Raw genomic sequence first — 24,137 nt, 5'->3', positions numbered from 1 at the left:
GTCCAATGTAAAGAAGCGCCGTTGGCAGCACGTCTTGCGCCACAGCGGGACAAGCTGCAAGGAACGGCCAACCAGCCCAAGGGTTTGAGAACCGATTGAGAACCGGTTGAGAATCGGTTGAGAACCGTTTCATGGCCACAGGAGGAGCCTATCGTGTGCAATCCGACACCTTGGCGGCTGTCACATTCCTGACATCGCGCGCTGAGAGTGTCGACATCAAGGCGTCATGTTGACGCCCAAGGTGACAATCAGGAGAGCTGTGCCGATGGTACGCATCGACAAGAAGGCCACCCGACTGTACGTGCTGGACACCAACGTACTGATCCATGATCCCAGCGCCCTCTACCAGTTCGAAGAGCACGAAGTGGTTATCCCCATGACCGTGCTCGAGGAGCTCGACAAGCACAAGAATGGCATCCGCGAAATCGCCCGCACCGCCCGGCAAGTCAGCCGGACCCTCTCTGACCTGACCGCCAACGTCGACATCGACCAGATACGCCAAGGTATTCCCATCACCCGCGTCAGCGGACCAGATGGCCGACTGAGACTGCTCTGCTACTCCGACCTCACCCTGCCCGACAACCTGGAAGACAGCCCCGACAATCGTCTGCTCGGCGAGACCTGCCGACTGCGTCAGGAACGCCCCGACGCCTCGGTGATCCTGGTCACCAAGGACATCAACCTGCGGGTCAAGGCCGCCGCCCTCGGCGTGCCGGTCGAGGACTACCTGACCGATCGCGCCTTCGATGACTCCGACGCCATGACCGACGGTGTCGCTGTGTATGAGGACGCCGGCCGTGGCTTGTGGGACGCCATGGCGCTGGACGTCAAGGTCGAGCGCGACCATGACCGTGTCATCTATCGCCTGAGTGGCGAGATTCCCCAGCACTGGCACCTGGGTATGCTGGTGTCCGACGCCGACGGCGAGGCCAGCTTCGAGGCCATCGTGCGCGAACTCGCCCCCCACCAGGCCACCCTGGAGCTTCTGACCAACTATCGCCACGGCGCCAGCGTCTGGGGGGTACACGCCCACGACAGCCGGCAGAATTTCACCCTGAACCTGCTGATGGACGACGCCGTGGACCTGGTCACGGTGGCCGGTAGTGCCGGTACCGGCAAGACCTTCATGACCCTGGCCGCGGCCTTCCAGCAGACCCTCGATACCAAGCGCTTCGAACGGGTGGTGTTCACCCGAGCGCCGATCTCCATGAGCGAGGACATCGGCTTTCTGCCCGGCACCGAAGAGGAAAAGATGTCGCCCTGGATGGGCGCCTTCCACGACAACATGGACAACCTGCTGCGCGACGAGCATGACGGAAGCTCGACCTGGAACCAGGACGCCACGCGCCAACTGCTGGGCTCACGCGTACAGATCCGGGCGCCGGGCTTTATGCGTGGACGCACCCTCAACGACACCTTCCTGATCATCGACGAGGCCCAGAACTTTACGCCAAAGCAGTTGAAGAGCCTGATCACCCGAGCGGGGCGCAACACCAAGATCGTCTGTCTGGGCAACGTCGGCCAGATCGACACCCCTTACCTCACCGCCAATACCTGCGGCATGGCCGCAGTGGTTCAGAACTTCAAGAACTGGCCCCATGCCGGCCATGTGACCTTGAAGAGCGTCGAGCGCTCGCGCCTGGCCCTGGCCGGCGAAGAGCTGTTGTAAGCGCCCCAGCGAAACGAAAGCGCCCACCAACGAAACGAAAGTGCCCCCCAACGAAACCAAAGCGCCCCCGCCTGCAAGGCGGGGGCGCTGGCGTTCGGCCCGGAGCTGACACTTCCAGTTGCCCCGGTCACTTGTCCCGGTTCATGGCCTTCTCGATCAGTTCCTCGGACTCGCTCTTGGGTGTCTTCTCGATCATCTCCTCCGCTTCGGCGTAAAGGCAGACGTAGGTCTGGCAGGAAGCGCAGTGCACCTTTTCATCGGGATTCTTGGTGCTGGGGACTCGCATGTTGTAGCTGCCGCAGTTCGGGCAGGGCTTGGGGATCCGCAGATCTTCGCTCAACGCCATCTCGATCTCCTTGTAGATGGTGGATGATGCCAGGGCCTTGCTCAACGCGAGGTTATCGCGTTCATACTCAGGAAGGAGGCCCTTCAATTGGTTGCGACCGGCACGCTTGGCATCGTAGAGCGCTCCGTCCACACGCCGCATGGCCATGTCGAGACTTTCGTCCTGCCCGACACAGATGGCTCCCATGCTCACTGTTACCTTGAGGGCACGACGGTCGACCTTCAAGGTCGATGCTTCCACGTTGCTTCGAAGACGCTCCAGTATGTCCCAGGCGTCTTCGGCATGAACGTCACCGAGCAGTACCAGAAATTCTTCGCCCCCGATACGCGCCAGCAGGTCATAGGGGCGCAGGCTTAGACGACAGGTATCGGCGAAAGCCTTCAGCACCATATCCCCGGCGGCGTGGCCGTAGGCATCGTTCAGCGACTTGAAATGGTCAAGATCCAGCATCGCCAGCACCGCTGGCTCGCCACGGCGCCGCAACCTGGCGAGTACCCGCGCTCCTGCCTCGAGGAAGGCTCGGCGATTCATCACGCCGGTGAGGACATCGGTGCTGACCAGCTTGGCGACACGCGACTCTGCCTGCTTGCGCTGGGTCACGTCCAGCAGCAGGCCATCCCAGACCACGGTGCCGTCATCGAATCGCTGGGGCGTCCCCCTGGCCTCGAACCAGCGCTGTCCTTCCGCGACGGTCTCCTGAGCATCACCCAGGGTGATGTCCAGGTGCCAGGGTGTAAGGCTGACCAGCGACTGGGCTAGCGCCAGCGTCAACTGCTCACGCGCGTCTTCGTCCAGCCTGGAAAGCACGACCTCGACGTCTTCCAGGGCACTTTGACGAGACAGCCCCGTCTGGGATTCGAAGCCAGGTCCCAGGTAGTCAAACGACAAGCCTCCCCCGGGCGACTGGCGCAGCCGGAACACCACTCCCGGGAGCCTCGCCATGCGGCTTTCAATGGTGCGGCTCAGTCGCTGAGCTGATGCCGCCTGCAGTTGCAACCGGCTGACGTCGTGCTTCATCAGCATCCAGCGGGCAGCGCACCACGACACCGGGTGGATGCTGGTACCAAGGTGACGTAGACGACCAACCCCGTCACAGGCCACCACGCCTTCCCAGCTCCCGCCTCCCTCGCGACAACGCGCAAGGGCCAGCTCCAGTGTCTCGGCTGCCGTACTGCAATGAACATCGGTCAGGCTCAGCCCCCTGATGTCTGCCAGAGACTTGCCCAGTTCATTGCACTGACGAGCGTTCGCCCAGACGATGGTTCCTTCATGGTCCAGCAACAAGGCGGACCCCGGCGCGGCGCCCAGCAGGGCCTCGGCCCCCGACTCCCCGTCACTGACCGTCATGGTCTGTGGGGGTGTGCCACTCTCAGCCTTTGTCTTGTCGCGACGGAAAAACCTCCATACAGACATCACCCTGCATCCCGTAAGCTTTTTCTTAATTTTTTGTACGAAAAAAGCTTAGAAGAACCAGACTTCCTTTGCAGGATGAAAAGTCTCATGTTCGCAGGCTGAGCAAAGCAGCCTAAGGACTCACTGTCCCAGCAGCTCACTCATCCACTCGCCGATATCCCCGATCTGCTGCGGGCAGACCGCGTGAGCCATGGGATACTGACGATAGACGGTGTGATAGCCAAGCTCCTCCAGACGAGCGAAGGCGGCTCGGCCCAGGGATTCGGGTACCACCGGATCCATGCTGCCGTGATGGATTTCCACCCTCAGGTCGCGATTGGCCTCGTTCAGCTCGATCGAGTTCGCGGTGGCGAAGTAGGTGGACATCGCCAGCAGACCACCCAGCGGCTTGTCAAAGCTGAAGGCGGCCTCGTAGGCAACGGCCCCACCCTGGGAAAACCCGGCGAGCAGGATACGTCGGCTGTCGATGCCGGCATCGATCTGGGACTGTATGACGCCCTTGATCCGCTCGGCCGACAGCCGCAGCTGCATCTCGTCCACCCGACGGTCCAGGCTCATCTCGAGAATGTCGTACCAGGCGGGCATGACCATGCCACCATTGATGGTGACCGGCAGGCGCGGTGCATGGGGCAGGATAAATCGGATCTGAGCGTAACCGGGCCTTGGCAGCATGGGCACCACCGGCTCGAAGTCACGCCCATCCGCTCCCAGGCCGTGAAGAATGATCATGCAGGCGTCCGCTTCGCCTCGGGGCTCGATGACCAGCTGGTCGTTGTCGCTCATGGGCAGATCTCAGTCTATGTTGCAAAGCACAACCTCCTAGCCTACCGCAATGCGCCAGAGGGGACGAGCCAAACAGGTGAAGTCACCCGGCTACCGAGAAGCACACAGGGCTTTTTAGAAGGGCCAGAAAAAGGGGGTCAGCACCAGCACCACGACCGCAGTCAGCAGATTCAGGGGGCCGCCGAGCTTGAGGTAATCCTGAACCCGGTAGCCACCGGGGCCCATGACCATCAGATTGGTCTGATAGCCAATCGGGGTGAGAAAACTGGCCGATGCGGCAAACATCACCACGACCACGTAGGGCAAAGGATTGACGCCGAGACTCTCGGCCCCTGCCATGGCGATGGGGAAGGTAATGACCGCTGCGGCATTGTTGGTCACCAGCGAGGTCAGCAGCGCCACCACACAGTAGGTGCCCACCAGCAGCGCCCAGGGACTGTCGCCGACGACACTCAGCAGCCCACGGGCCACCACATCTGCTGCCCCGGACGTCTGCAGTGCGGCGCCCAGGCCAAAGGATGCGGCGATGGTCAGTAACACCTGGGTGTCCATGCCGCGACGGGCACTGCGGACGCTGACACAGCCGCTCAACAGGGCTGCCGTGGCGCCCAGCATGGCGGCGTTCATCATGCTCATCAGCCCGGTGGAGGCCAGCACCACTACCGTCGCCAGGATCGCCCAGGCGCGCAGCGCTCGGTCGAAGGCGGGCCTGGCCTGACCATTGACCTGGCTGATCAACAGGAAGTCCTGAGACTGTCGATGACGTTCGATAAAGGCCGGGCGCGCCTCGAGCAACAGCACATCGGAGGGTTGCAGACGAATCTGCCCGAGGCTACCCGCCACCCTGCGCCCACCACGACAGACCGCCAGCACAGCGGCGCCATAGAGCGTGCGAAAATGGCCATCGCGAATCTTCTGCCCGATGAACTGGCACTGGTCGGAGACTACCGCTTCCACCAGGCGGCGCTCGCGAAACTCCTTCTCAAGATGCGACTCCCCCAGACGGGATGGCCTCAGACCGCGCATCTGCTGCAATTCCACTGCCCCCTCAGTGGTGCCGGCAAAGACCAGGTGATCCCCGCCCTTGAGACGTTCACCCGGCCCCACCACGCTGACCACATTGCCACCGCGTTCGATTTCCACCAGGAAGAGCCCGGAAAGATGCCGCAGCCCGGCCTCTTCGACGGTGCGGTCGACCAGCGGCCCCTGCGGATCCACTTCCATTTCGATGGTGAACTCGCGCAGGTTGGCGAAGGCCTCCTCACTGCCGGGGCGCCTGGACAGCAGACGAGGCGTTACTACCAGCAGGTAGACGACCCCAACCAGTGCCATGGGCACGCCCACCCAGGCGATTTCGAACAGCCCCAGGTGGAGGTCCGGGAAGCGCTCCTGCATCAGCGAATGCACCACCAGATTGGTACTGGTGCCCATCAGGGTGACGGTGCCGCCGAGGATCGAAGCGAAGCTCAGCGGCATCAGCAACAACTGCGGGGCAATCGAGAAGCGACGCCCCCAGCTGATCACCGCAGGGATGAAGGTGGCCACCACCGGCGTGTTGTTGAGCAGCCCGCTGACGGCGGTGACGGGCCACACCAGGCGTGACAAGGCGTGACGTTCGCCGGAGGGGCGTCCCAGCACGTGACGAATGATCAGATCGATACCACCGGTATCACGCAGGCTGGCGACCAGGATGTAGAGGAAGGCGACCGTGAACAAGCCACTGTTGGAAAAGCCGCCCAACGCCTGCTCGGCGTCGATGACCCCAAGGCTCAGAAGCACCACAAGAGCCCCCATCAGCACCATGTCGGGGCCGAGGCGGGTCAGCGCCATCAACGGGAAGACGGCACAGGCAACGGAAAGGGCGATCCAGGCATCCAGCGACATGAGGTGGCCTTGCTGAAGAGAATCAGCCTATTGTGCCTCCCTCACCTTATTCTAAATAGTTACAATGTATTATTTTTTTATCTCTTTCAGGCATATAGACCCTTCACCCTATGCCACAGCGCCTTTGCGAGAGATTCACCTCGTTTACGGATGTCCTTCACCGGCACCCACCCGGGGCGCAGAACGACACATCAGAAACGCAAAAAGGCCCGCCGAAGCGAGCCTTTTCCATGCATCAAGTGCGATGCATCACGCCGCCTGAGCGGCCATCAAGCGATCGACTTAGTCGATGACCTTGATGTTGGAAGCCTGGAGGCCTTTCTTGCCCTGAGTCACCTCGAAGGAGACCTTCTGGCCATCCTGCAGGGACTTGAAGCCGTCGGCTTGAATCTCGGAGAAGTGAGCGAACAGGTCGTCACCGTTGTCGTCCGGAGAGATGAAGCCGTAGCCCTTAGTGTCGTTGAACCACTTGACGGTACCAGTTGCCATGATCGAATCCTCGACTAGCGTATATACATTACCGGGAGATACCCGAGTTGCAGTGGGTAAAACAAGAAACCTTCCCCCGGAACATCGTCGCCAGGATGCTTCGATGACCTCTGAGACGTTCAACTTGCTAACCAACTGCGAGCAGCATGCGCCGTCTTGGCGCTCAGGTCAAACACTATTTGCACTTGGTTACGAGACGATGACGCTTTGCAGTCACCTGCAGCAGCACCTCACGACTGGCCGCCTGCCGCCGTTAGCGCGGCCTCTCTCCCGAGCCATGCCTCCGCCTTTTGCTCCACTGTGCCTGGTCGTCACCCGGTGCCGCGTGCTCTATGCCGGTGACAGGTAATGTGCTTGCATGAGTAAAGAACACAAGAAAACCGTGACTCAGGGAGAACGACATGGCCTCGTACCTTTCACGCCACGCCTCGACCCGCTTCGGCGCCTACTACATCGCCGTCGCCGGCCTGATCGTCAGCCTGCTCGGGCTACTGGCGTCACTATGGTGGCTGACGGGGGTGCTGGCGTTTGGCGCGCTGACCGCGCTGGGCACCTATGACATCGTCCAGCGTCGCCGCACGGTCAGTCGCAACTACCCGATCCTGGCGCATATTCGCTACTTCCTGGAATCCATCGGGCCCGAGTTCCGCCAGTACTTCATTGAGGCGGACACCTTCGAGTCGCCCTTCTCCCGCGAGCAGCGCTCGCTGGTCTATCGACGGGCCAAGAGCACCATCGACAAGAAGCCCTTCGGCTCGCTCCGGGACATGAACGCCCCCGGCTACGAGTGGATGGGGCCATCGCTGTCACCGGTGGAGATCACCGATCATGACTTCCGCGTGGTCGTCGGCGAGCATCGCGCCAAGCCCTACAAGGCCAGCGTGCTCAATATTTCCGCCATGAGCTTCGGTGCCCTGTCGCCCAATGCCATCAGCGCCCTCAACGAAGGTGCCAAGCTCGGGGGCTTCTACCACACCACCGGGGAAGGGGCGATATCGCCCTACCACCTGCGCGGCGGCGACCTGGTGTGGCAGATCGGTTCCGGCTACTTCGGCTGTCGTCGCGACGACGGTGGATTCGATCGCGACAAGTTCAAGGAGAATGCCCGTCGTGACGAAGTGAAGATGATCGAGATCAAGCTGTCCCAGGGCGCCAAGCCTGGCCATGGCGGCATCCTGCCGGGGGCCAAGGTGACCGCCGAGATAGCCTCGACTCGCGGCGTGCCCGAAGGCCAGGACGTACTTTCGCCGTCCAAGCACTCCGCCTTCTCGACCCCCTGCGAGATGATCCACTTCATCCAGGAGCTGCGCACCCTCTCCGGCGACAAGCCGGTGGGCATCAAGCTGGCCCTGGGCCATCCCTGGGAATGGTTCGCCATGGTCAAGGCCATGCTGGAATGCGGCGACCGCCCCGACTATATCGTGGTCGACGGTGGCCAGGGCGGCACCGGCGCCGCACCGCTGGAATTCATCAACCGCCTCGGCATGCCGCTCAACGACGCCCTGATCCTGGTCCACAACACCCTGGTCGGCGCCGGACTGCGCGACGAGATTCGCATCGGCGCCAGCGGCAAGATCATCAGCGCCTTCGACATCGCCCGTACGCTGGCGCTGGGCGCCGACTGGGTCAACATGGCCCGTGGCTTCATGTTCTCGCTGGGCTGCATCCAGGCCCAAAGCTGCCACAACGACCAGTGCCCCAGCGGGGTCGCCACCCAGGACAAGGCCCGCGGCAACCGCCTGGACGTCGAGGACAAGTCGGTGCGGGTGAAGAACTTCCACGCCAATACCAAGTTCGCCCTGTGCGAGATGCTGGAGGCGGCGGGGCTGCATCACCCCAGCGAACTTGGCCCCGAACACATCATCAGGCGCCTCTCCAATGGCAAGGCGCTGCCCTACATCAGCCTGATCGACAGCCTGGCACCCAAGGAGTTGCTGGAGGGCGGCGCCAAGAACCATCCGCTGTATCGTGAGTTCTGGGATCTGGCGGATGCGAACAGCTTCGATGCCCCCTGCGCCCTGCACAGTCTGCGACAGACCAAGCTTCTCTAGTCGCCGGCCATCCTCGCCCTCCCTGCCTCCAGGGGGGGGCGGCCACCCGCTCTTCCCTATCGGCTTGCCTTGCGCCTGCCTGACTTCATGCAGTGGTGTTGCTCAGCGATGATCGACGCAGTCCCCCACCTCTTCCAGTTGCATCGTGACATGCTCGATATCGAACCCTTGGGTCAGCACCTCCCGCACTGCCACCAGAGTTGTCTGGTGGTCTTCTCCCGAGCGCACGCCGACGTGCATCGACACCAGATGCCGTCCGGGTGTCAGCGACCAGGCGTGAACATGATGAACGTCGCATACCGCCGGTACCGCCTCGACGACGGCCCGCTTCATGGCATCGATGTCCAGGGATTCCGGAACGCCTTCCAGCAGGATGTGCCCACTCTGGCGCGTCAGTGTCCAGGCATTCCTGAGGATCAGCAGCGCCACCAGCACCGACAGCAGCGGGTCGATCGGCGTCCATCCGGTCGCCATGATCACCAGCGAGGCAACGATCGCCGCAACGGAACCGAGCAGATCGCCCAGCACGTGCAGTGCAGCACCGCGAATATTCAGATTGTCGCGATCGCCGCCGTGAAGAATGACGAAGACCACGATGTTGACCAGCAGTCCCGCCACCGCCACCGTCAGCATGACAGGCCCCAGCACCTCGACCGGACTCAGCAGGCGGCGGACCGCTTCGATCGAGATCCAGACGACGATGGCGATCAGGGTCAAGCCGTTGACGAAGGCGGCGAGGATCTGCACCCGGTCATAGCCAAAACTGCGGGCGTCGTCGGCAGGTCGCTTGCTGAGGCGTGCGGCAAACCAGGCCAGCACCAGGGCAGCGCTGTCGGTGAGCATATGGCCGGCGTCGGCCAGCAGCGCCAGCGATCCGGAGACAACACCTCCGATCACCTCGGCCACCATGAAGGACGCGGTCAGCAGGATGCCCCAGGCCAGCCGACGCTGGCTGTCGGTGTGCACATGGCCGATGCCATGGCCATGGCTGTGCGCGTCATGGGCGTGGGGATCGTGCCGATGCTTGTCTCGCTCAGCGTGCTGGTGAGCAGGGCCGTCCGCTGTGGCGCTTTCGGTCGTTCGATGTTCATGAACCATGGGAGTCTCCCGGGAAGACGAGGTCCTCATCCTTGATGCTAGCATTTGCCAGGTGCTGACCCGGACCACTCGCGCAGCCAGGTCAAGACAAGCGCTACCAGACCAGTCAGCTCAACGGCCACCTCGGGAACAGTCTGCAAGGCATACACCGGCGCTCTGGCCTCCTTGCCGCTTACCGTTGATACTCTTGATGTATTCGCCATGCGCGAGGTCTCCCCCCGGAACGGGGCTTACCGACAGCGAACCGACACAGGACCGCCATGACCGACACCGGAACGTCTCCCGACGACCTTCCCGCCATCCTCGCCGGCCCCATCCTGCGACGCTTGAGTCCCGAACGTCTGCGCATCTGGCTGGTGGCGAGCCGTCCGCTCAGCTTGACCCTCGAGCTGTCACCCAGCGGCGAGTCACCGCGCCGACAGCCGCTTGGTGAGGACGATTACCGGCTGGTGCCACTGGGCCGCCATGCCCTGCTCTACCTGATCGATGCACCGCTGGATGAGCCTCTGCCCCAGGACACCCGGATCGACTACGACCTCAAGGTGACGGACGAGCGCGAAACCTCACTCGGCGAGCTGGCGCCCCATCTGTGCCATGAAGGGCACGAGACGCCGGCATTCGTGCTGGCATCGAGCCACCGACGCCTGCTGCATGGCTCCTGCCGTCGTCCTCACTACGATGGCCCGGACGGCCTGGCCCATCTGGACAGCTGGCTCGCCCAGCGTCTCGACTGTCCTGAACAGTGGCCGGCCTGGCTGTTGATGACCGGCGACCAGATCTACGCCGATGACGTCGCCGGCCCCTTGCTGGTGGCGATACACGCGCTGATCGAGCGCCTGGGGCTGTTCGACGAGACCCTCGAGGGCTCAACCATCGACGACAGCCAATCGCTCTACGCAAGCCCCTTCAGCTACTATCGACGCGAAGAGTTGCTGCCCGACGTCAAGAGCTCGGCTGCCCTCAAGGATCGCTTCTTCGGGGGCGTTCGCAAGCCGGTGTTCACGTCGGCCAGCGCCGCCAATCACCTGATGACCTTCGCCGAGATGGTGGCCATGTACCTGCTGGTCTGGTCGCCGACGCCGTGGCGCCTCATCGAGTGCCAGCCTCCTGCACTTGAAGAAGAGCGACGAGAGACCTACGACGACCAGGCCCGGATCATAGACGACTTCGTCGCTACCCTGCCTGCCGCCGCCCGCGTCATGGCCCAGTTGCCGAGCCTGATGATCTTCGATGACCACGACGTCACCGACGACTGGAACCTTACCGCGCAGTGGGAAAGCACGGCTTACGGCCACCCCTTCTCCAAGCGCATCATCGGCAATGCCCTGCTGGCCTATCTGCTGTGTCAGGGCTGGGGCAACGCCCCCGAGCGGTTGAAGACACCGCTGGACGAGGCCCAGGCGCTGTTGAGCGACGCCAACGATAACCAAGGCTGGCTCGACAAGGATCAGCAGGATGCCTGTCTCGAGCGCCTCTTTCGCTTCGAGGGCTGGGAATTTCAGGTGGAGGGCAGTCCACGTCTGGTGGTGCTGGATACCCGCACCCGACGCTGGCGCAACGGGCGCAAGCCCGAACGGCCATCCGGCCTGATGGACTGGGAGGCGTTATCGGAATTTCAGCAGGAGTTGATCGACGCGCCGTCGGCGGTCATCGTCTCTCCGGCGCCGATGTTCGGGGTCAAGCTGATCGAGACCATCCAGAAATTGTTCACCCTGGCGGGCAAGCCGCTGCTGGTGGATGCCGAGAACTGGATGGCCCATCGTGGCGCCGCCAGCGTGATGCTCAACATCTTCCGCCACTCGCGGACCCCGGGGCACTACGTCATCCTGTCCGGCGACGTGCACTACTCCTTCGTCTACGACGTGCGTATACGTCACCGGCACCAGGGCCCGATGATCTGGCAGATCACCTCCAGCGGTCTCAAGAACTGCTTTCCCGACACCCTGCTGGATACCTTTGATCGTCTCAATCGCTGGCTTTACTCGCCACGCTCGCCGCTCAACTGGTTTACCCAGCGCCGGCCCATGGCGGTGGAGCCCAGGGACCCGGACCGCGCCAAGGCCGGAGAACGCCTGTGGAACGGGCCCGGCATCGGCCTGGTCACCCTGGCCGAGGACGGTAGCCCCGAGGACATCCGTCAGCTCGACGCCCGCGGCATGGAGGTGGTGTTCCCACCGCCCGAGAAGGCGCCATAACCCCGTCCTTGGCTCGCTTGCGTTCGAGTGGTCCGTATCGCTGGCTTATGCGCCCGGTCGGTTTACTTGCGCTGGACCGATTCGACCTTGCGTTTCAGCTTGCTCATGCGAGCACGCTCGGCCAGTGGCCGGCTGGCGTCCTCCACCGGGCCACCCTTGGCCGGTCCCAGCAGGTGGGCCATCCAGCGGGTCTGGGGGTGGCTGTCGAGGGCGATCTTCAACGTCATCGTCAGCACCACCGACAGCAACATGCCGGTGACCCCGAAGATCCAGCCCCACACCACCAGCGACAGGAAGGCGACGAAGGTGGACAATCCCAGCGCCCGCCCCATGACCCGTGGTTCGACCAGATTGCCCATGACGAAGTTGATCGACAGATAGGCAAGGCTCAGCAGCAGAGCATCGCCCATGCCCCCGTCCGGAGACACCAGCACCAGCAGCACCGCCGGCACCGCGGCGATGGCCGAACCGATGTTGGGGATATAGTTGAGCGCAAAGGCCAGCACCGCCCACAGCAGCGGGAAGTCGACCCCCACCAGCAGACAGGCCACCCACACCAGGGCCCCGGTGACCAGGCTGATCACGGTCTTGACCGCCAGGTAACGCTTGAGGGTGTGGCTGAACTCGTTGAAGCGCTCGAGGCTCGGGGCGGGGTTGGCTAGCGCCCGGGATATCTTGTCGCGGAAGTTCAGCGTCTCGAACAACATGAACATCACCAGCAGTGCCACCACGACACTCTGCATCATCAGATTGCCGAGCTGGCTGAGCAGTGCCGGAAGCCATTCGCCAAGCTTCTGGGTGTCGAGAAACCCGGCCAGCCGCTGAGTGTCGATGGCAAGCCCCATGCTGGCCAGTCCATCGAGCAGGCGCAGGTAGTATTCGTAGAGCTTTTCCTCGATCCCGGGCAAGGCCTCGGCAAAGGTACCGACACTATTGGCCAGCAACAGCGCCAGCAGGATCAGCATGCCGCCGATCACCACCAGCGTGACCCATACCGATAGTCTCAAGCCCAGCCCCCGCTCGTGCAGCCACTGCACCGGGGCGGTACACACCACCGCGATGAACAGCGACAGCAGCACCGGCACCAGCAGGTCTGCCCCCGCGCGCATGCCGGCGACGATGACCACCAGTGCAGCCAGGGCCAGCGTCAGGTTCAAGGGGAGCCTGCGCTCCTGCGCCTCGACTTCATCTTCCATGGACGGTAGCTCCTCTCGTTAACCAGCCGTCGGCTCGACGGCGTTATCGGCGCCATCATGCCCCGCCAATCGTTTCAGCACAAAGAATCATGACACATGGCGCAACATTGCCAATGTTCCGTGTATCACTCCGGCGACATTGGCCGGCCCAGCCTCAACCATGCAAGGATCGTGGAGACGCTTGAGATCCGGGAACGTCTCGCCGAGGACACCGTCCCAGTCAGTAGGCCCTGGCCGGTGCGGGTACCTGTCAGACTTGTCTGCGACGCGCCCCCTGTTGTTCGCCCTGTCGTTCATCCCCCACGTTACAAGGAGAATCCGATGTCACTCGCCACTCCCTCCGCCCGATCACGGGCGATGCCGAGCCTTCGCCTGCGCCACCTCAACCGGCTGGCGACAGTGGGGCTCGGCCTGGCGCTGGCTTCTCTGGCCGCCACGCCCTCCCTGGCCGCCGAGTCACCCACGCCACGCTATCTGGATATCCAGGCCCAGTCCGAGCTCAAGGTCGCTCCGGACGAGGCGACCTTGAACGCCCGACTGTGGGAGCTGACACCGGCCATCGCCCAGGAAAAGGACAGTGGTGACCACGGCCAGGCCCTGGCTGAGGCCCGCCAACGCCTGGAGGATCGTGCCGCCGAGCTGATCTCGGCGCTGGAAGACGCGGGTCTTTCCCGCGAGGCGATCAACGCCGGATCGCTGCGGGTACAGCAGGAGATGCTGCATCAAACACGCCAGGGCAACGACAACCCCATCCCCATGGTACGTACTCGCCTTGAACGTCCGGTGACCCTGGCGATCAGCGATCTCGATAGCCTTCCGACCCTGCTCGACGCCCTGACCGAAGCCGGCGTCAATGCACTGGACGGCGTCAGCTACGATCTTGCCGACCGCGACGCGGCCAGCGACCGCGCACTGACCCAGGCGCTCGAGCGCGCCAGGGCCAAGGCCGAACTGATGGCGGACGCCCTGGGAGTGGAGCTCGGTGAGGTGATCCATGTCAGCGAGACCAACGCCCCGGTGTTTCAGCCACGCATGATGGCGATGCGCGCGGACATGGCCGAAAGCGGCGGCAACGCCGACTACAGCCCCGGCAGCATCACCATCGACGCCGGCGTCCAGGTCCGCTGGGGGCTGGCCGAGGCAACCGCGGATATCGATCAGGATCGCCAGCAGGTCCCGGCTGCGCCGCAATGACGATAGCGGTGACGTCAGTCCGACGGCCATGGCACCGGTGGCCAACGAGTCCCCCCGCCCAACGGAAAGCGGCCGGGGTCCGGTGCCATATCGCCTAAGCCTGTTACGCCTAAGCCCGTGACGTAAAAAGCCCCGGTGGTCGCGACCACCGGGGCTTTTGCTTTTGCTTGTGCTTAAGCAAGGGCTTGAGCAAGGGCAAGCGCGCCCGCCCCTCTCAAGGACGGATCAGACGTTGATGCACTCGACCCCGCCCATATAGGGACGCAGCACCTCGGGAACGGTGATGGAGCCGTCCTCGTTCTGGTGGTTTTCCATCACCGCGATCAGGCAGCGGCCCACCGCCAGGCCGGAGCCGTTGAGGGTGTGCAGAAGCTGCGGCTTCTTTTCACCCTTGGCGCGGAAGCGCGCCTGCAGGCGGCGTGCCTGGAAGTCCTCGCAGTTGGACACCGAGGAGATCTCGCGGTACGTGTCCTGGCTCGGCAGCCAGACCTCGAGATCGTAGGTCTTGGCGGCGGAGAAGCCCATGTCACCGGTGCACAGGGTCACCACCCGATAAGGCAGCTCGAGTGCCTGAAGGATCGCCTCGGCGTGGCCGCGCATTTCCTCCAGCGCCTCGTAGCTCTTGGCCGGATCGACCAGCTGCACCATCTCGACCTTGTCGAACTGGTGCTGGCGGATCATCCCGCGGGTATCGCGACCGTGGGAACCCGCCTCGCTGCGAAAGCAGGGAGTATGGGCGGTCAGCTTCAACGGCAAGGCGCCAGCGTCGACGATCTCGCCACGCAGCAGGTTGGTTAGCGGCACCTCGGCAGTCGGGATCAGGTGGAACTCGCGCTCGTCGTCGAGCTTGAACAGGTCCTCGCCGAACTTGGGCAACTGGCCGGTGCCGTAGAGCGAGTCCCGGTTGACCATGTAGGGCACGTAGCACTCTTCGTAGCCGTGCTCCAGGGTCTGCTTGTCGAGCATGAACTGGGTCAGGGCGCGGTGCAGGCGAGCGATCGGCCCGCGCATCACGGCGAAGCGAGCGCCGGTCAGCTTGGCGGCAACCTCGAAGTCCAGATCGCCCTTCTTGGCTCCCAGATCGACGTGATCCTTGACCTCGAAGGCGTACTCGCCGGGGTTGCCCCAGCGCGACACCTCGACGTTGTCGTCTTCGCTTGCGCCTTCGGGCACGCTGGCGTGGGGCAGGTTGGGGATCCCCGCAGCGATGTCTTCCCACTGGCCCTGCACCTCGGCCAGCGCCACCTTGGCGGCGTCCAGGCGCTCGCCCAGGTCACTGACCTCGTCGAGCAGCGGCTGGATGTCCTCGCCGGCAGCCTTGGCCTTGCCGATCGCCTTGGAGCGAGTGTTGCGCTCGTTCTGCAAACGCTCGGTCTCGGTCTGCAGCTCGCGACGGCGGGATTCCAGCGAGCCAAGCGCCTCGCTGTCGAGAGAGTAACCGCGGGTGGCCAGTCGTTGGGCGAGCGTATCGAGGTCGCCGCGCAGCAGTTTCGGATCGAGCATGGAGTCTGGTCCGTCGCCTGAGTGAAAAGAACATGTCGGATGCGGAAGGCGTCACCTGGGACCGTGCGTCACCATCGCCAGCGTCGGACGCTGCTCTCGGGCCCCACCATGAGGACAGCCGAAAAGCGCCCCGCTGGTGTGCCCTGGGACCACCCTCCGCGCAGGCGACACATTGTAGGCAAAAGCGAGAGGCGGCGCCATCGACCGGGGGCGAGCGCCGGCTTCTCTCGCGATCGGGATGCACCTACCCCCCGAGACGCGGTAAAGTGGACGCCCTCCCATTCTCCTGCCCTGTCGATAGCGCCAGCCGCGCCGCCGCGGGGCCTGTATCGACCGAGACCATGATCGCACCACTGCCCCTAGCTGATGCCGCGACCCCACTGGACCAGCACTACGTCGACTTTCTCAAGGCCCTGAAGGCGGAAGGTTTCGAGGGCGAAATCGCCCCGGACTACGCCAGCCGCACGGTGCTGGCCACCGACAACTCGCTCTACCAGCGTCTGCCCCAGGCGGCGGTGTTTCCGCGTCATGCAGCTGACCTCGAGCTGCTCGGCCGGCTCGCCGGGCGCGAAGCCTTCCGCAAGGTGGCCCTGACACCGCGTGGTGGCGGCACCGGCACCAACGGCCAGTCGCTGAGCGACGGCCTGGTGGTGGACGTGTCCCGGCACATGAACCAGATCCTCGAGATCGACGTCGACAACCGCCGGGTGCGGGTCCAGGCCGGGGTGGTCAAGGACCAGCTCAACGCCGCCTTGAGGCCCCATGGGCTGTTCTTCGCACCGGAATTGTCCACCTCCAACCGGGCGACCATCGGCGGCATGATCGCCACCGACGCCAGCGGCCAGGGCAGCTGCGAATACGGCAAGACCCGCCACCATGTGCTCGAGCTCGACAGCGTACTGATCGGCGGCGAGCGCCTAATCAGCGCCGCGGTCGACGAGGACGAACTCGAGACCCTGTGCGCCGAGGACTCGGCCCGGGGCCGCGCCTATCGCGCCGCCCGCAAGATCATCGAGCAGGAGCGCGAGCGCATCGAGGCGATCTTCCCGCCGCTCAACCGCTGCCTGACCGGCTATGACCTGGCCCACCTTCGCGACGACGACGGCCGCTTCAACCTCAACAGCGTGCTGTGCGGCGCCGAGGGCTCGCTGGCGCTGACCAACGAGGCGGTGCTCAACGTGCTGCCGATCCCGCGCCACTCGATCCTGGTCAATGTGCGCTACCCGAGCTTCATGGCGGCCCTCGCCGACGCCAAGGCGCTGATGGCCGGCGGCTCATCACCTGAAAAGCCGCAGGCGCTTCGCCCCACCTCCATCGAGACCGTGGACGACAAGGTGCTGAAGCTCGCCATGGAGGACTTCGTGTGGGACTCGGTGGCCGAGTTCTTCCCGGTGGATGACGGACCGGCCATCGAGGGCATCAACCTGGTGGAGTTCAACGACGACGACCCCGAGCGCCTCGAGGCCCGGGTCGACGCCTTCTGCCGGGGACTCGAAAGCGACACCAGCGTCACACGCCTGGGCTTCACCCAGGCCATCGGCCGTGACGCCATCGGTCGGGTCTACGCCATGCGCAAGCGCTCGGTGGGCCTGCTCGGCAACGTCAAGGGCGAGAAGCGCCCGCTGCCCTTCGTCGAGGATACCGCGGTCCCCCCCGAGCACCTGGCCGACTACATCGCCGAGTTCCGCGCCCTGCTCGATGCCCGCGGGCTCGAGTACGGCATGTTCGGCCACGTCGACGCCGGGGTCTTGCATGTGCGCCCGGCGCTGGACATGAAGGACCCGCGCCAGCAGGCGATGATCCGCGAAATCTCCGATGAGGTGGCGGCGCTGACCCAGCGCTACCACGGCCTGTTGTGGGGAGAGCACGGCAAGGGTGTGCGCTCGGAGTACGCGCCAGCTTTCTTCGGGGAGCTCTACCCCAGCCTGCGACGCCTCAAGGGTGCCTTCGACCCGCACAACCAGCTCAATCCCGGCAAGATCGCCACGCCGCTGGTGGAGACCGACGAAGCGGCCAACAGTCAGCCCGAGCCCGGCGCCAGCCTCAGCGACCCAGGCCTGCTGGCCATCGACGCGGTGCCCATGCGCGGCGACTTCGACCGTCAGATCGACGAGCGGGTATGGCAGGCCCACGCCGACGCCGTCTACTGCAATGGCAACGGCGCCTGCTACAACTATGATCCCGACGACGCCATGTGCCCGTCGTGGAAGGCCACCCGGGATCGTGTGCACTCGCCCAAGGGCCGCGCCAGCCTGATGCGCGAATGGCTGCGCCTGCAGGGGAAGGCCGGCATCGACGTGGTCGAGGAGTCACAGCGCAAGAAGGATGAGACCGCGCTCGGCTGGCTCGCCCACCTGCCCCGCCGCGCGCTCAACAGTCTGCGCGGCAAGGACGACTTTTCCCACGAGGTCTACGACGCCATGGCCGGCTGCCTGGCGTGCAAGTCCTGCGCCGGCCAGTGCCCGATCAAGGTCAATGTCCCGGCCTTCCGCTCTCAGTTCCTCGAGGTCTACCACGGACGCTACCTGCGACCACTGCGCGACTACCTGATCGGCGGGCTCGAATTCCTGCTGCCGGCGCTGGCGCCACTGGCCCCGGCCTACAACGCGGCACTCGACAACCGCCTGGTGGACCGGCTGATGGCCCGCGGCCTCGGCATGGTCGACAGCCCCCGGCTGTCACGCGCCCGGCTCAAGAAGCAGCTCAAGGCCTGGGGCGTGGCCGAGGCCACCCCGCTGACGCTGGGACGCCTCAGCGAGCGCCAGAAGGCGCGCAGCGTGATCCTGGTGCAGGACGCCTTCACCAGCCACTTCGAAGCCAGACTGGTCGCCGACGTGGTGGAACTGCTGTCGCGCCTCGATATCCGCGTCTTCGTCGCGCCCTACAAGCCCAACGGCAAGCCGCTCAACGTCCAGGGCTTCCTCGGCGCCTTCGAGCGCACCGCCCGTAAGCGTGCCCGAGAGCTCTCCACCCTGGCCGCCAGCGGCGTGCCGCTGGTGGGCATCGACCCGGCGATGACGCTGACCTATCGCCAGGAGTACGTGAAGGCACTCGGTGAGCAGGCGGTGCCTGAGGTGCTGATGCTGCAGGAGTGGCTTTCGAGTCTGGGCGCCTCGCTGGTGCCCTCGGGACTCGACCTGAGCGAGGAAGCCCCCTTCCAGCTGCTGTCCCACTGCACCGAGAAGACCCAGGCGCCGGGCAGCCCCAAGGCCTGGCAGCAATTGTTTGAACGCTTCGGGCTGCGCCTGGCGCCGCTGCCCTCGGGCTGCTGCGGCATGTCCGGCACCTACGGCCACGAGGCACGCAACCTTACGACCTCGCGTACCATCTACGCCCAGTCCTGGGAACCGGTGGTGCAGGAGCACGGCGGCAGCGGTCGCCTGCTGGCCACCGGCTACTCCTGTCGCAGCCAGGCCCGACGCTTCTCCGACAGCCAGCTGCCGCATCCGCTGCAGGCGCTGCTCGGCGCACTTCGTCGGGCGAGCTGAGTCAGACCATCGTTGACGCCTATGATGGCGATGGTTTGCATGATCGACGCCGCGTCAGTACGCTGCGCGGCTTTTCCCGTTTCGGAGTCGACCGACCATGGAGCATGCCGGACTCACCCTGGCGGCCGTTGGCCTGCTGGCGCTGGGCTCACAGTGGCTAGCCTGGCGCCTCAAGGTCCCCGCCATCCTGACGCTGTTGATCGCCGGCATTGCCGCAGGCCCGGTGACCGGCCTGCTCGACCCCGACGCCTTGTTCGGCGAGCTGCTGTTCCCGCTGGTGTCGCTGGCGGTGGCGGTGATCCTGTTCGAGGGTAGCCTCACCCTGAACTTTCGCGAGCTGGGAGGGCATGGCCGCACGGTGCGCCGCCTGGTCACCTGGGGAGCCCTGATCACCGCCCTGTGCGGAGCGCTGGCCGCCCGCTGGCTGCTGGGCCTTAGCTGGGAGATGGCGAGCCTGCTGGGGGCGCTGCTGGTGGTCACCGGCCCGACGGTGATCCTGCCGCTTCTGCAGACCCTGCGGGCCCGCGAGCACCTGACCCAGATCCTGCGCTGGGAGGGCATCCTGATCGACCCGGTGGGCGCCATCGGCGCGGTACTGGTCTACGAATTCGTCGCCCTGGGCTCCGGCACCCAGGCACTGCCGCACACCCTGATGCTGTTCGCCCAGACCGCGTTGATCGGCTTCGGCTTCGGCGTCGCCGGCGGCTATCTATGGGGCCAGGTACTGCGCCAGCACCTGCTGCCGCAACGGCTGCACAGCTTCGGCACCCTGATGACCATGCTCGGCCTGTTCACCCTGTCCAACACCCTGTTTCACGAGTCCGGCCTGTTGACGGTGACGGTAATGGGCGCCTGGCTCGCCAATATGCGTGGCGTGCCCACCCGACCGATCATCGAGTTCAAGGAGACCCTGTCGATCCTTCTGATCTCGGGTCTGTTCATCCTGCTGGCGGCACGTCTGACGGTCGAGCAACTGGCGCTGCTGGGCTGGCCGGCCTGGGCCTTTCTGGCGGTGCTGTTGCTGCTGGTGCGTCCGCTGGCGGTGTGGCTGTGCACCTTGGGCAGTGGCCTGGACTGGCGCGAGAAGAGCCTGCTGGCGTTCATCTCGCCCCGCGGCATCGTCGCCGCCGCGGTGGCCTCGCTGTTCGCGCTGCGGCTGGAAGAGATAGGTGTGCCCGGCGCCGACCGGCTGGTGCCGGTGACCTTTCTGGTGATCATCGCCACGGTCGTATCCCAGAGTCTGCTGGCCCGCCCGCTGGGCGACTGGCTGAAGGTGCGCCGTCCCTCGGCCCACGGCGTGCTGATCATCGGCGCCAACCCGGTGGCCCGGCAGATGGCCCACTGTCTGCGCCAGGCCCGACTCGGCGTGCTGCTGACCGACTCGAGTTGGGACGCGGTGCAGGCCGCCCGCGCCGAGGGGCTCTCGGCCTACTACGGTGACCCGCTGTCCGAACACGCCGCCCAGCATATGGAGCTGAGCGGTATCGGCTACCTGATGCCGCTGTCGCCCTACCGAGAGCTCAATGATCTGGCCGCGCTGCACTTCGAGCATCTGCTGGGCCAGGGCCAGGTGTTCCGCCTGGCGGTCAACCTGGGGCGCCAGGCCCGGCGCCAGCACGCCACCGCCATCGAGCATGTTCCCTACCTGTTCGGCCGCGAGATGACCTTTGCCCAGCTCTCGAGCCTGGTGGAGCGTGGGGCTCGCTTCGAGGTCGAAAGGCTCGACGAAGCACCCCGCTCACGGGCGCTGCTGCGCGCCAGCGGCGACAAGCGTGCAAGTGGAGAAAGGGGAGAAAGGGGAGAAAGACGCCCAGGCCACATCCACAGCACAGACACCCGTCAAGCGCCCCTCCAGGCCAAGGACGTCGCCAGCGCGAGACGTCAGGGGGCTTTCCCCGGCGACACCGACTCGGCGCCGCTGATCTGTGTCGGCACTTCCGGGCGGCCGCGCATCGCCACCGCCGACGCGCCGCTGACACCACGCAAGGGCGATCATGTGATCCGCCTGGTCATGCCGGACCGGCAAAGTAGTCAGAAATAAAAACACCTCGGGCCGGTCGATGACCGGCCCGAGGTGTCTTCAGGCGAGTACAGGACTCAGAAGAACAGTCGCCGCAGGGCCTCGCCCGGATCTTCTTCGCGCATGAAGGCCTCGCCCACGAGGAAGCCGTGGACGTCGTTCTCGCGCATGCGCAGCACATCGTCGCGGCTGTGGATGCCGGACTCGGTGATCACCGTGACCTCGGGCGGAATCCGCGGCAGCAGTTCCAGGGTGGTCTCGAGTCGGGTATTGAAGGTATGCAGGTCGCGGTTGTTGATCCCGACCAGATCCAGATCGAGCGCCAGCGCCCGCTCCAGTTCCTGGGCGTCGTGGACCTCCACCAGCACGTCCATGCCAAGCTCGCCAGCCTGCTGGTGCAGGTCGCGCATCTGGGCGTCCTCCAGGGCGGCGACGATCAGCAGGATGCAGTCGGCGCCGATGGCCCGCGCCTCGCTGACCTGGTAGCCGTGGACGATGAAGTCCTTGCGGATCACCGGCAGACTGCACGCCTCGCGGGCGGCAATCAGGTAGTCCTCATGGCCCTGGAAGAAGTCAGCGTCGGTCAGCACCGAGAGGCAGGCCGCCCCACCCCGGGCGTACTGAGCGGCGATCTCGGCCGGGCGAAAATCCTCACGGATCAGCCCCTTCGAGGGTGACGCCTTCTTGACCTCGGCGATCACCGCGGCGTCGCCGTCGCGGATCCGCTCGGCCAGCGAGATGACGAAACCGCGCGGTGCATCCTGCTCTCGCGCACGCGCGAGCAGCGCCTGCTCGCTGACCTGGCGGCGTCGGCTGGCGACCTCCTCGTCCTTGCGCTCGAGGATTCGCTCGAGGATCGTCGGGGTGGCATTGGCCATGTTGTGATTCTCCTTGCGGCCCGTCGGGCTCTTTTCAGAAAGGTCCTACTGAGCGAACACCCGGGTAAAGTGGGCCAGTTCCTTCATCTTTTCCAGCGCCAGCCTGGTTCCCTGGGCGTCCTGGGCCATCAGCACGCCTTCCTTGAGGGAATCGGCCACGTCGGCGGCGTAGAGGGCAGCGCCGGCGTTGAGGGCGACAATATCCGCCGCAGGCCCCTCGCCTGACAGCGCCTTCTCGACCAGGCGCAGGCTGTCTTCGGCGGTCTTGACCTTGAGCGGAGCGAGCGACTGACGCTCGATACCGACATCCTCGGGGGTCAGGGTATAGCGGTGGATCTCGCCATCCTTGAGTTCGGCGATGCGGGTCGGCGCCGCCAGCGAGATTTCGTCCAGGCCGTCTTCGGCGTGGGCCACCAGCACATGCCGACTGCCGAGCTGACGCAGCACCTCCACCATCAACTCCAGCAGGTCGGCGTGGTAGACGCCGAGCAGCTGATTGGGCGCACTGGCAGGGTTGGTCAACGGCCCCAGAATATTGAACAGGGTGCGCACACCCATCTCGCGGCGCGGACCGATGGCGTGACGCATGGCCGGGTGGTGATTGGGCGCGAACATGAAGCCGACGCCGACCTCCTCGATGCAGCGGCCTACCTGTTCGGCGTCCAGATCCAGGCCGATGCCGGCCACCTGGAACAGATCGGCGCTGCCCGAGGACGACGACACCCCTCGGTTGCCGTGCTTGGCCACATGGGCGCCGGCGGCGGCGGCGACAAAGCTCGAGGCGGTGGATACGTTAAACAGGTTGGCGCCGTCCCCACCGGTGCCGACGATATCCACGACGTTGTCGCAGGACAGCGTTACCGGCGTCATCAGGTCGCGCATCACCTGGGCGCAGCCACTGATTTCCTCGGCGGTCTCGCCCTTCATCGCCATCCCCATCAGAAAGGCGGCGACCTGGGCGTCACTGGCCTCGCCGGTCATGATGGTGCGCATCACCGCATAGGCCTGCTCTCGGCCCAGGTTCTCCCGGCGCATCACCGCCGCGATGGCATTGGTCATCTGCATGCAAGTCTCCTGATGGTAGTCAGTGGCGCTCGAGGAAATTGGCCAGCATCTCGTGTCCCTGTCGCGACAGGATCGATTCCGGGTGGAACTGCACCCCTTCGATGGGCAGCTCCTTGTGGCGCAGGCCCATGATCAGGCCGGGGGTGACGTCGTCGTCATCGGTCCAGGCGGTGATCTCGAGACACTCCGGCAGACTCTCGCGCTCCACCACCAGCGAATGGTAGCGGGTCACCGAGAGCGGATCATCGAGGCCCTTGAACACGCCCTGTCCGGCATGGCGAATGTCGGATGTCTTGCCGTGCATGACCTGGGGCGCACGGACCACCTTGCCGCCGAACACCTGGCCGATGGCCTGGTGGCCGAGGCACACACCGAGCAGCGGCAGCTTGCCGGCGAAGTGGCGAATCAGCTCCAGCGAGATGCCGGCCTCGTTGGGCGTGCAGGGCCCCGGCGACACCACGATGTGGCTGGGCGCCATGGCCTCGATCTCGTCGAGGCTGATGGTGTCGTTGCGTCGGGTTACCACCTCGGCGCCCAGTTCGCCTAGGTACTGGACGATGTTGTAGGTGAAGCTGTCGTAGTTATCGAGCATCAAGATCATGGTGGCTCCAGGATTCAATATTGGGCTTCACCCAGCGAGACGACCCACACACAAAAATGCCGCCTCGCGGGCGGCACTTTCGCTGTCCTGACCGTCGTTGTCCAGACCGTGGTCCGCGACACCCCGGCGCTCAGGGTTCCTCCGCCCGCTTCAGTCGAAGGGGCGCCACCACTGCTGGCGATTACGGGACGGTGCGGAGGTCATATTCATCATGGGCTTATAGTGTGTGTCGTGGTCATGGCTGTCAAGCGGATGTCAGGCCGA

The 24,137-nt window shown here is 64.8% G+C and carries 16 protein-coding genes; 6 read left to right on the top strand and 10 right to left on the bottom strand.

Features of this window, described 5'->3' with window-relative positions; all coding sequences use genetic code 11:
- The first annotated feature begins 265 nt into the window (after positions 1–265).
- Positions 266–1,669: a PhoH family protein gene (locus C6W88_RS03750; RefSeq protein WP_045994377.1), complete on the top strand. Its 1,404-nt coding sequence runs from the start codon at positions 266–268 to the stop codon at positions 1,667–1,669.
- Between the two features lie 127 nt (positions 1,670–1,796).
- On the opposite strand, the gene C6W88_RS03745 is transcribed toward C6W88_RS03750, so the two are convergent.
- From C6W88_RS03745 to C6W88_RS03730, 4 genes are all read right to left on the bottom strand, one after another.
- Positions 1,797–3,362 carry a sensor domain-containing diguanylate cyclase gene (locus tag C6W88_RS03745; protein ID WP_181248563.1) on the bottom strand — a complete coding sequence of 522 codons (1,566 nt, stop codon included), beginning with the start codon at positions 3,360–3,362 and terminating at the stop codon, positions 1,797–1,799.
- Positions 3,363–3,548: 186 nt separating this feature from the next.
- Positions 3,549–4,211, bottom strand: a complete 663-nt coding sequence (locus tag C6W88_RS03740; protein ID WP_108131499.1) for an alpha/beta hydrolase — start codon at positions 4,209–4,211, stop codon at positions 3,549–3,551.
- A 114-nt stretch (positions 4,212–4,325) separates the two neighbouring features.
- Positions 4,326–6,095 carry an SLC13 family permease gene (locus tag C6W88_RS03735; protein ID WP_045994374.1) on the bottom strand — a complete coding sequence of 590 codons (1,770 nt, stop codon included), beginning with the start codon at positions 6,093–6,095 and terminating at the stop codon, positions 4,326–4,328.
- Positions 6,096–6,377: 282 nt separating this feature from the next.
- Positions 6,378–6,584: a cold-shock protein gene (locus tag C6W88_RS03730; protein WP_045994373.1), complete on the bottom strand. Its 207-nt coding sequence runs from the start codon at positions 6,582–6,584 to the stop codon at positions 6,378–6,380.
- A 401-nt stretch (positions 6,585–6,985) separates the two neighbouring features.
- Between C6W88_RS03730 and C6W88_RS03725 the strand changes: the two genes are divergently transcribed.
- Positions 6,986–8,635, top strand: coding sequence for an FMN-binding glutamate synthase family protein (locus C6W88_RS03725; RefSeq protein ID WP_045994372.1), 1,650 nt, complete (start codon positions 6,986–6,988; stop codon positions 8,633–8,635).
- Positions 8,636–8,737: 102 nt separating this feature from the next.
- Here C6W88_RS03725 and C6W88_RS03720 read toward each other — a convergent pair whose 3' ends face one another.
- Positions 8,738–9,733, bottom strand: coding sequence for a cation diffusion facilitator family transporter (locus tag C6W88_RS03720; protein ID WP_108131498.1), 996 nt, complete (start codon positions 9,731–9,733; stop codon positions 8,738–8,740).
- A 260-nt stretch (positions 9,734–9,993) separates the two neighbouring features.
- Between C6W88_RS03720 and C6W88_RS03715 the strand changes: the two genes are divergently transcribed.
- Positions 9,994–11,928: an alkaline phosphatase D family protein gene (locus tag C6W88_RS03715; RefSeq protein ID WP_108131497.1), complete on the top strand. Its 1,935-nt coding sequence runs from the start codon at positions 9,994–9,996 to the stop codon at positions 11,926–11,928.
- Positions 11,929–11,990: 62 nt separating this feature from the next.
- Here the strand turns inward: C6W88_RS03715 and C6W88_RS03710 are convergent, their stop codons facing one another.
- A complete protein-coding gene (locus C6W88_RS03710; RefSeq protein WP_045994370.1) occupies positions 11,991–13,124 on the bottom strand; it encodes an AI-2E family transporter in 1,134 nt (377 codons plus the stop codon).
- 321 nt (positions 13,125–13,445) lie between these two features.
- On the opposite strand from C6W88_RS03710, the gene C6W88_RS03705 reads away from it, so the two are divergent.
- Positions 13,446–14,318, top strand: a complete 873-nt coding sequence (locus tag C6W88_RS03705) for an SIMPL domain-containing protein (RefSeq protein ID WP_231498481.1) — start codon at positions 13,446–13,448, stop codon at positions 14,316–14,318.
- A 225-nt stretch (positions 14,319–14,543) separates the two neighbouring features.
- Here C6W88_RS03705 and serS read toward each other — a convergent pair whose 3' ends face one another.
- Positions 14,544–15,821 (bottom strand): serine--tRNA ligase, encoded by a 1,278-nt coding sequence (gene serS / locus C6W88_RS03700; protein WP_108131496.1) that lies wholly within the window; start codon positions 15,819–15,821, stop codon positions 14,544–14,546.
- A gap of 341 nt (positions 15,822–16,162) precedes the next feature.
- Between serS and ydiJ the strand changes: the two genes are divergently transcribed.
- Entirely contained in the window at positions 16,163–19,309 is a 3,147-nt protein-coding gene (gene ydiJ / locus C6W88_RS03695; protein ID WP_108131495.1) for a D-2-hydroxyglutarate dehydrogenase YdiJ, read from the top strand.
- Positions 19,310–19,406: 97 nt separating this feature from the next.
- Positions 19,407–21,350, top strand: a complete 1,944-nt coding sequence (locus tag C6W88_RS03690; RefSeq protein ID WP_108131494.1) for a cation:proton antiporter — start codon at positions 19,407–19,409, stop codon at positions 21,348–21,350.
- Between the two features lie 56 nt (positions 21,351–21,406).
- Here C6W88_RS03690 and trpC read toward each other — a convergent pair whose 3' ends face one another.
- From trpC to C6W88_RS03675, 3 genes are read right to left on the bottom strand one after another with little or no spacing between them, the layout of a single operon-like run.
- Positions 21,407–22,207: an indole-3-glycerol phosphate synthase TrpC gene (gene trpC / locus C6W88_RS03685; RefSeq protein ID WP_108131493.1), complete on the bottom strand. Its 801-nt coding sequence runs from the start codon at positions 22,205–22,207 to the stop codon at positions 21,407–21,409.
- A 45-nt stretch (positions 22,208–22,252) separates the two neighbouring features.
- Entirely contained in the window at positions 22,253–23,272 is a 1,020-nt protein-coding gene (trpD, locus tag C6W88_RS03680; protein ID WP_045994365.1) for an anthranilate phosphoribosyltransferase, read from the bottom strand.
- A gap of 19 nt (positions 23,273–23,291) precedes the next feature.
- The gene (locus C6W88_RS03675) at positions 23,292–23,873 is read right to left on the bottom strand and encodes an anthranilate synthase component II (RefSeq protein ID WP_045994387.1); all 582 of its coding nucleotides are present in this window, start codon (positions 23,871–23,873) and stop codon (positions 23,292–23,294) included.
- Positions 23,874–24,137 lie beyond the last annotated feature (264 nt).

The organism is Halomonas litopenaei (genome assembly GCF_003045775.1).
Lineage (GTDB): Bacteria > Pseudomonadota > Gammaproteobacteria > Pseudomonadales > Halomonadaceae > Halomonas > Halomonas litopenaei.
This window is presented reverse-complemented; position numbering and strand designations above follow the sequence as displayed.

What these genes read in the sequence shown, in the direction of transcription:
- C6W88_RS03750 (WP_045994377.1), top strand. Translation starts at nt 266, where the DNA reads ATGGTACGCATCGACAAGAAGGCCACCCGACTGTACGTGCTGGACACC.
- C6W88_RS03745 (WP_181248563.1), bottom strand. Translation starts at nt 3,362, where the DNA reads ATGACGGTCAGTGACGGGGAGTCGGGGGCCGAGGCCCTGCTGGGCGCC.
- C6W88_RS03740 (WP_108131499.1), bottom strand. Translation starts at nt 4,211, where the DNA reads ATGAGCGACAACGACCAGCTGGTCATCGAGCCCCGAGGCGAAGCGGAC.
- C6W88_RS03735 (WP_045994374.1), bottom strand. Translation starts at nt 6,095, where the DNA reads ATGTCGCTGGATGCCTGGATCGCCCTTTCCGTTGCCTGTGCCGTCTTC.
- C6W88_RS03730 (WP_045994373.1), bottom strand. Translation starts at nt 6,584, where the DNA reads ATGGCAACTGGTACCGTCAAGTGGTTCAACGACACTAAGGGCTACGGC.
- C6W88_RS03725 (WP_045994372.1), top strand. Translation starts at nt 6,986, where the DNA reads ATGGCCTCGTACCTTTCACGCCACGCCTCGACCCGCTTCGGCGCCTAC.
- C6W88_RS03720 (WP_108131498.1), bottom strand. Translation starts at nt 9,733, where the DNA reads ATGGTTCATGAACATCGAACGACCGAAAGCGCCACAGCGGACGGCCCT.
- C6W88_RS03715 (WP_108131497.1), top strand. Translation starts at nt 9,994, where the DNA reads ATGACCGACACCGGAACGTCTCCCGACGACCTTCCCGCCATCCTCGCC.
- C6W88_RS03710 (WP_045994370.1), bottom strand. Translation starts at nt 13,124, where the DNA reads ATGGAAGATGAAGTCGAGGCGCAGGAGCGCAGGCTCCCCTTGAACCTG.
- C6W88_RS03705 (WP_231498481.1), top strand. Translation starts at nt 13,446, where the DNA reads ATGTCACTCGCCACTCCCTCCGCCCGATCACGGGCGATGCCGAGCCTT.
- serS (WP_108131496.1), bottom strand. Translation starts at nt 15,821, where the DNA reads ATGCTCGATCCGAAACTGCTGCGCGGCGACCTCGATACGCTCGCCCAA.
- ydiJ (WP_108131495.1), top strand. Translation starts at nt 16,163, where the DNA reads ATGATCGCACCACTGCCCCTAGCTGATGCCGCGACCCCACTGGACCAG.
- C6W88_RS03690 (WP_108131494.1), top strand. Translation starts at nt 19,407, where the DNA reads ATGGAGCATGCCGGACTCACCCTGGCGGCCGTTGGCCTGCTGGCGCTG.
- trpC (WP_108131493.1), bottom strand. Translation starts at nt 22,207, where the DNA reads ATGGCCAATGCCACCCCGACGATCCTCGAGCGAATCCTCGAGCGCAAG.
- trpD (WP_045994365.1), bottom strand. Translation starts at nt 23,272, where the DNA reads ATGCAGATGACCAATGCCATCGCGGCGGTGATGCGCCGGGAGAACCTG.
- C6W88_RS03675 (WP_045994387.1), bottom strand. Translation starts at nt 23,873, where the DNA reads ATGATCTTGATGCTCGATAACTACGACAGCTTCACCTACAACATCGTC.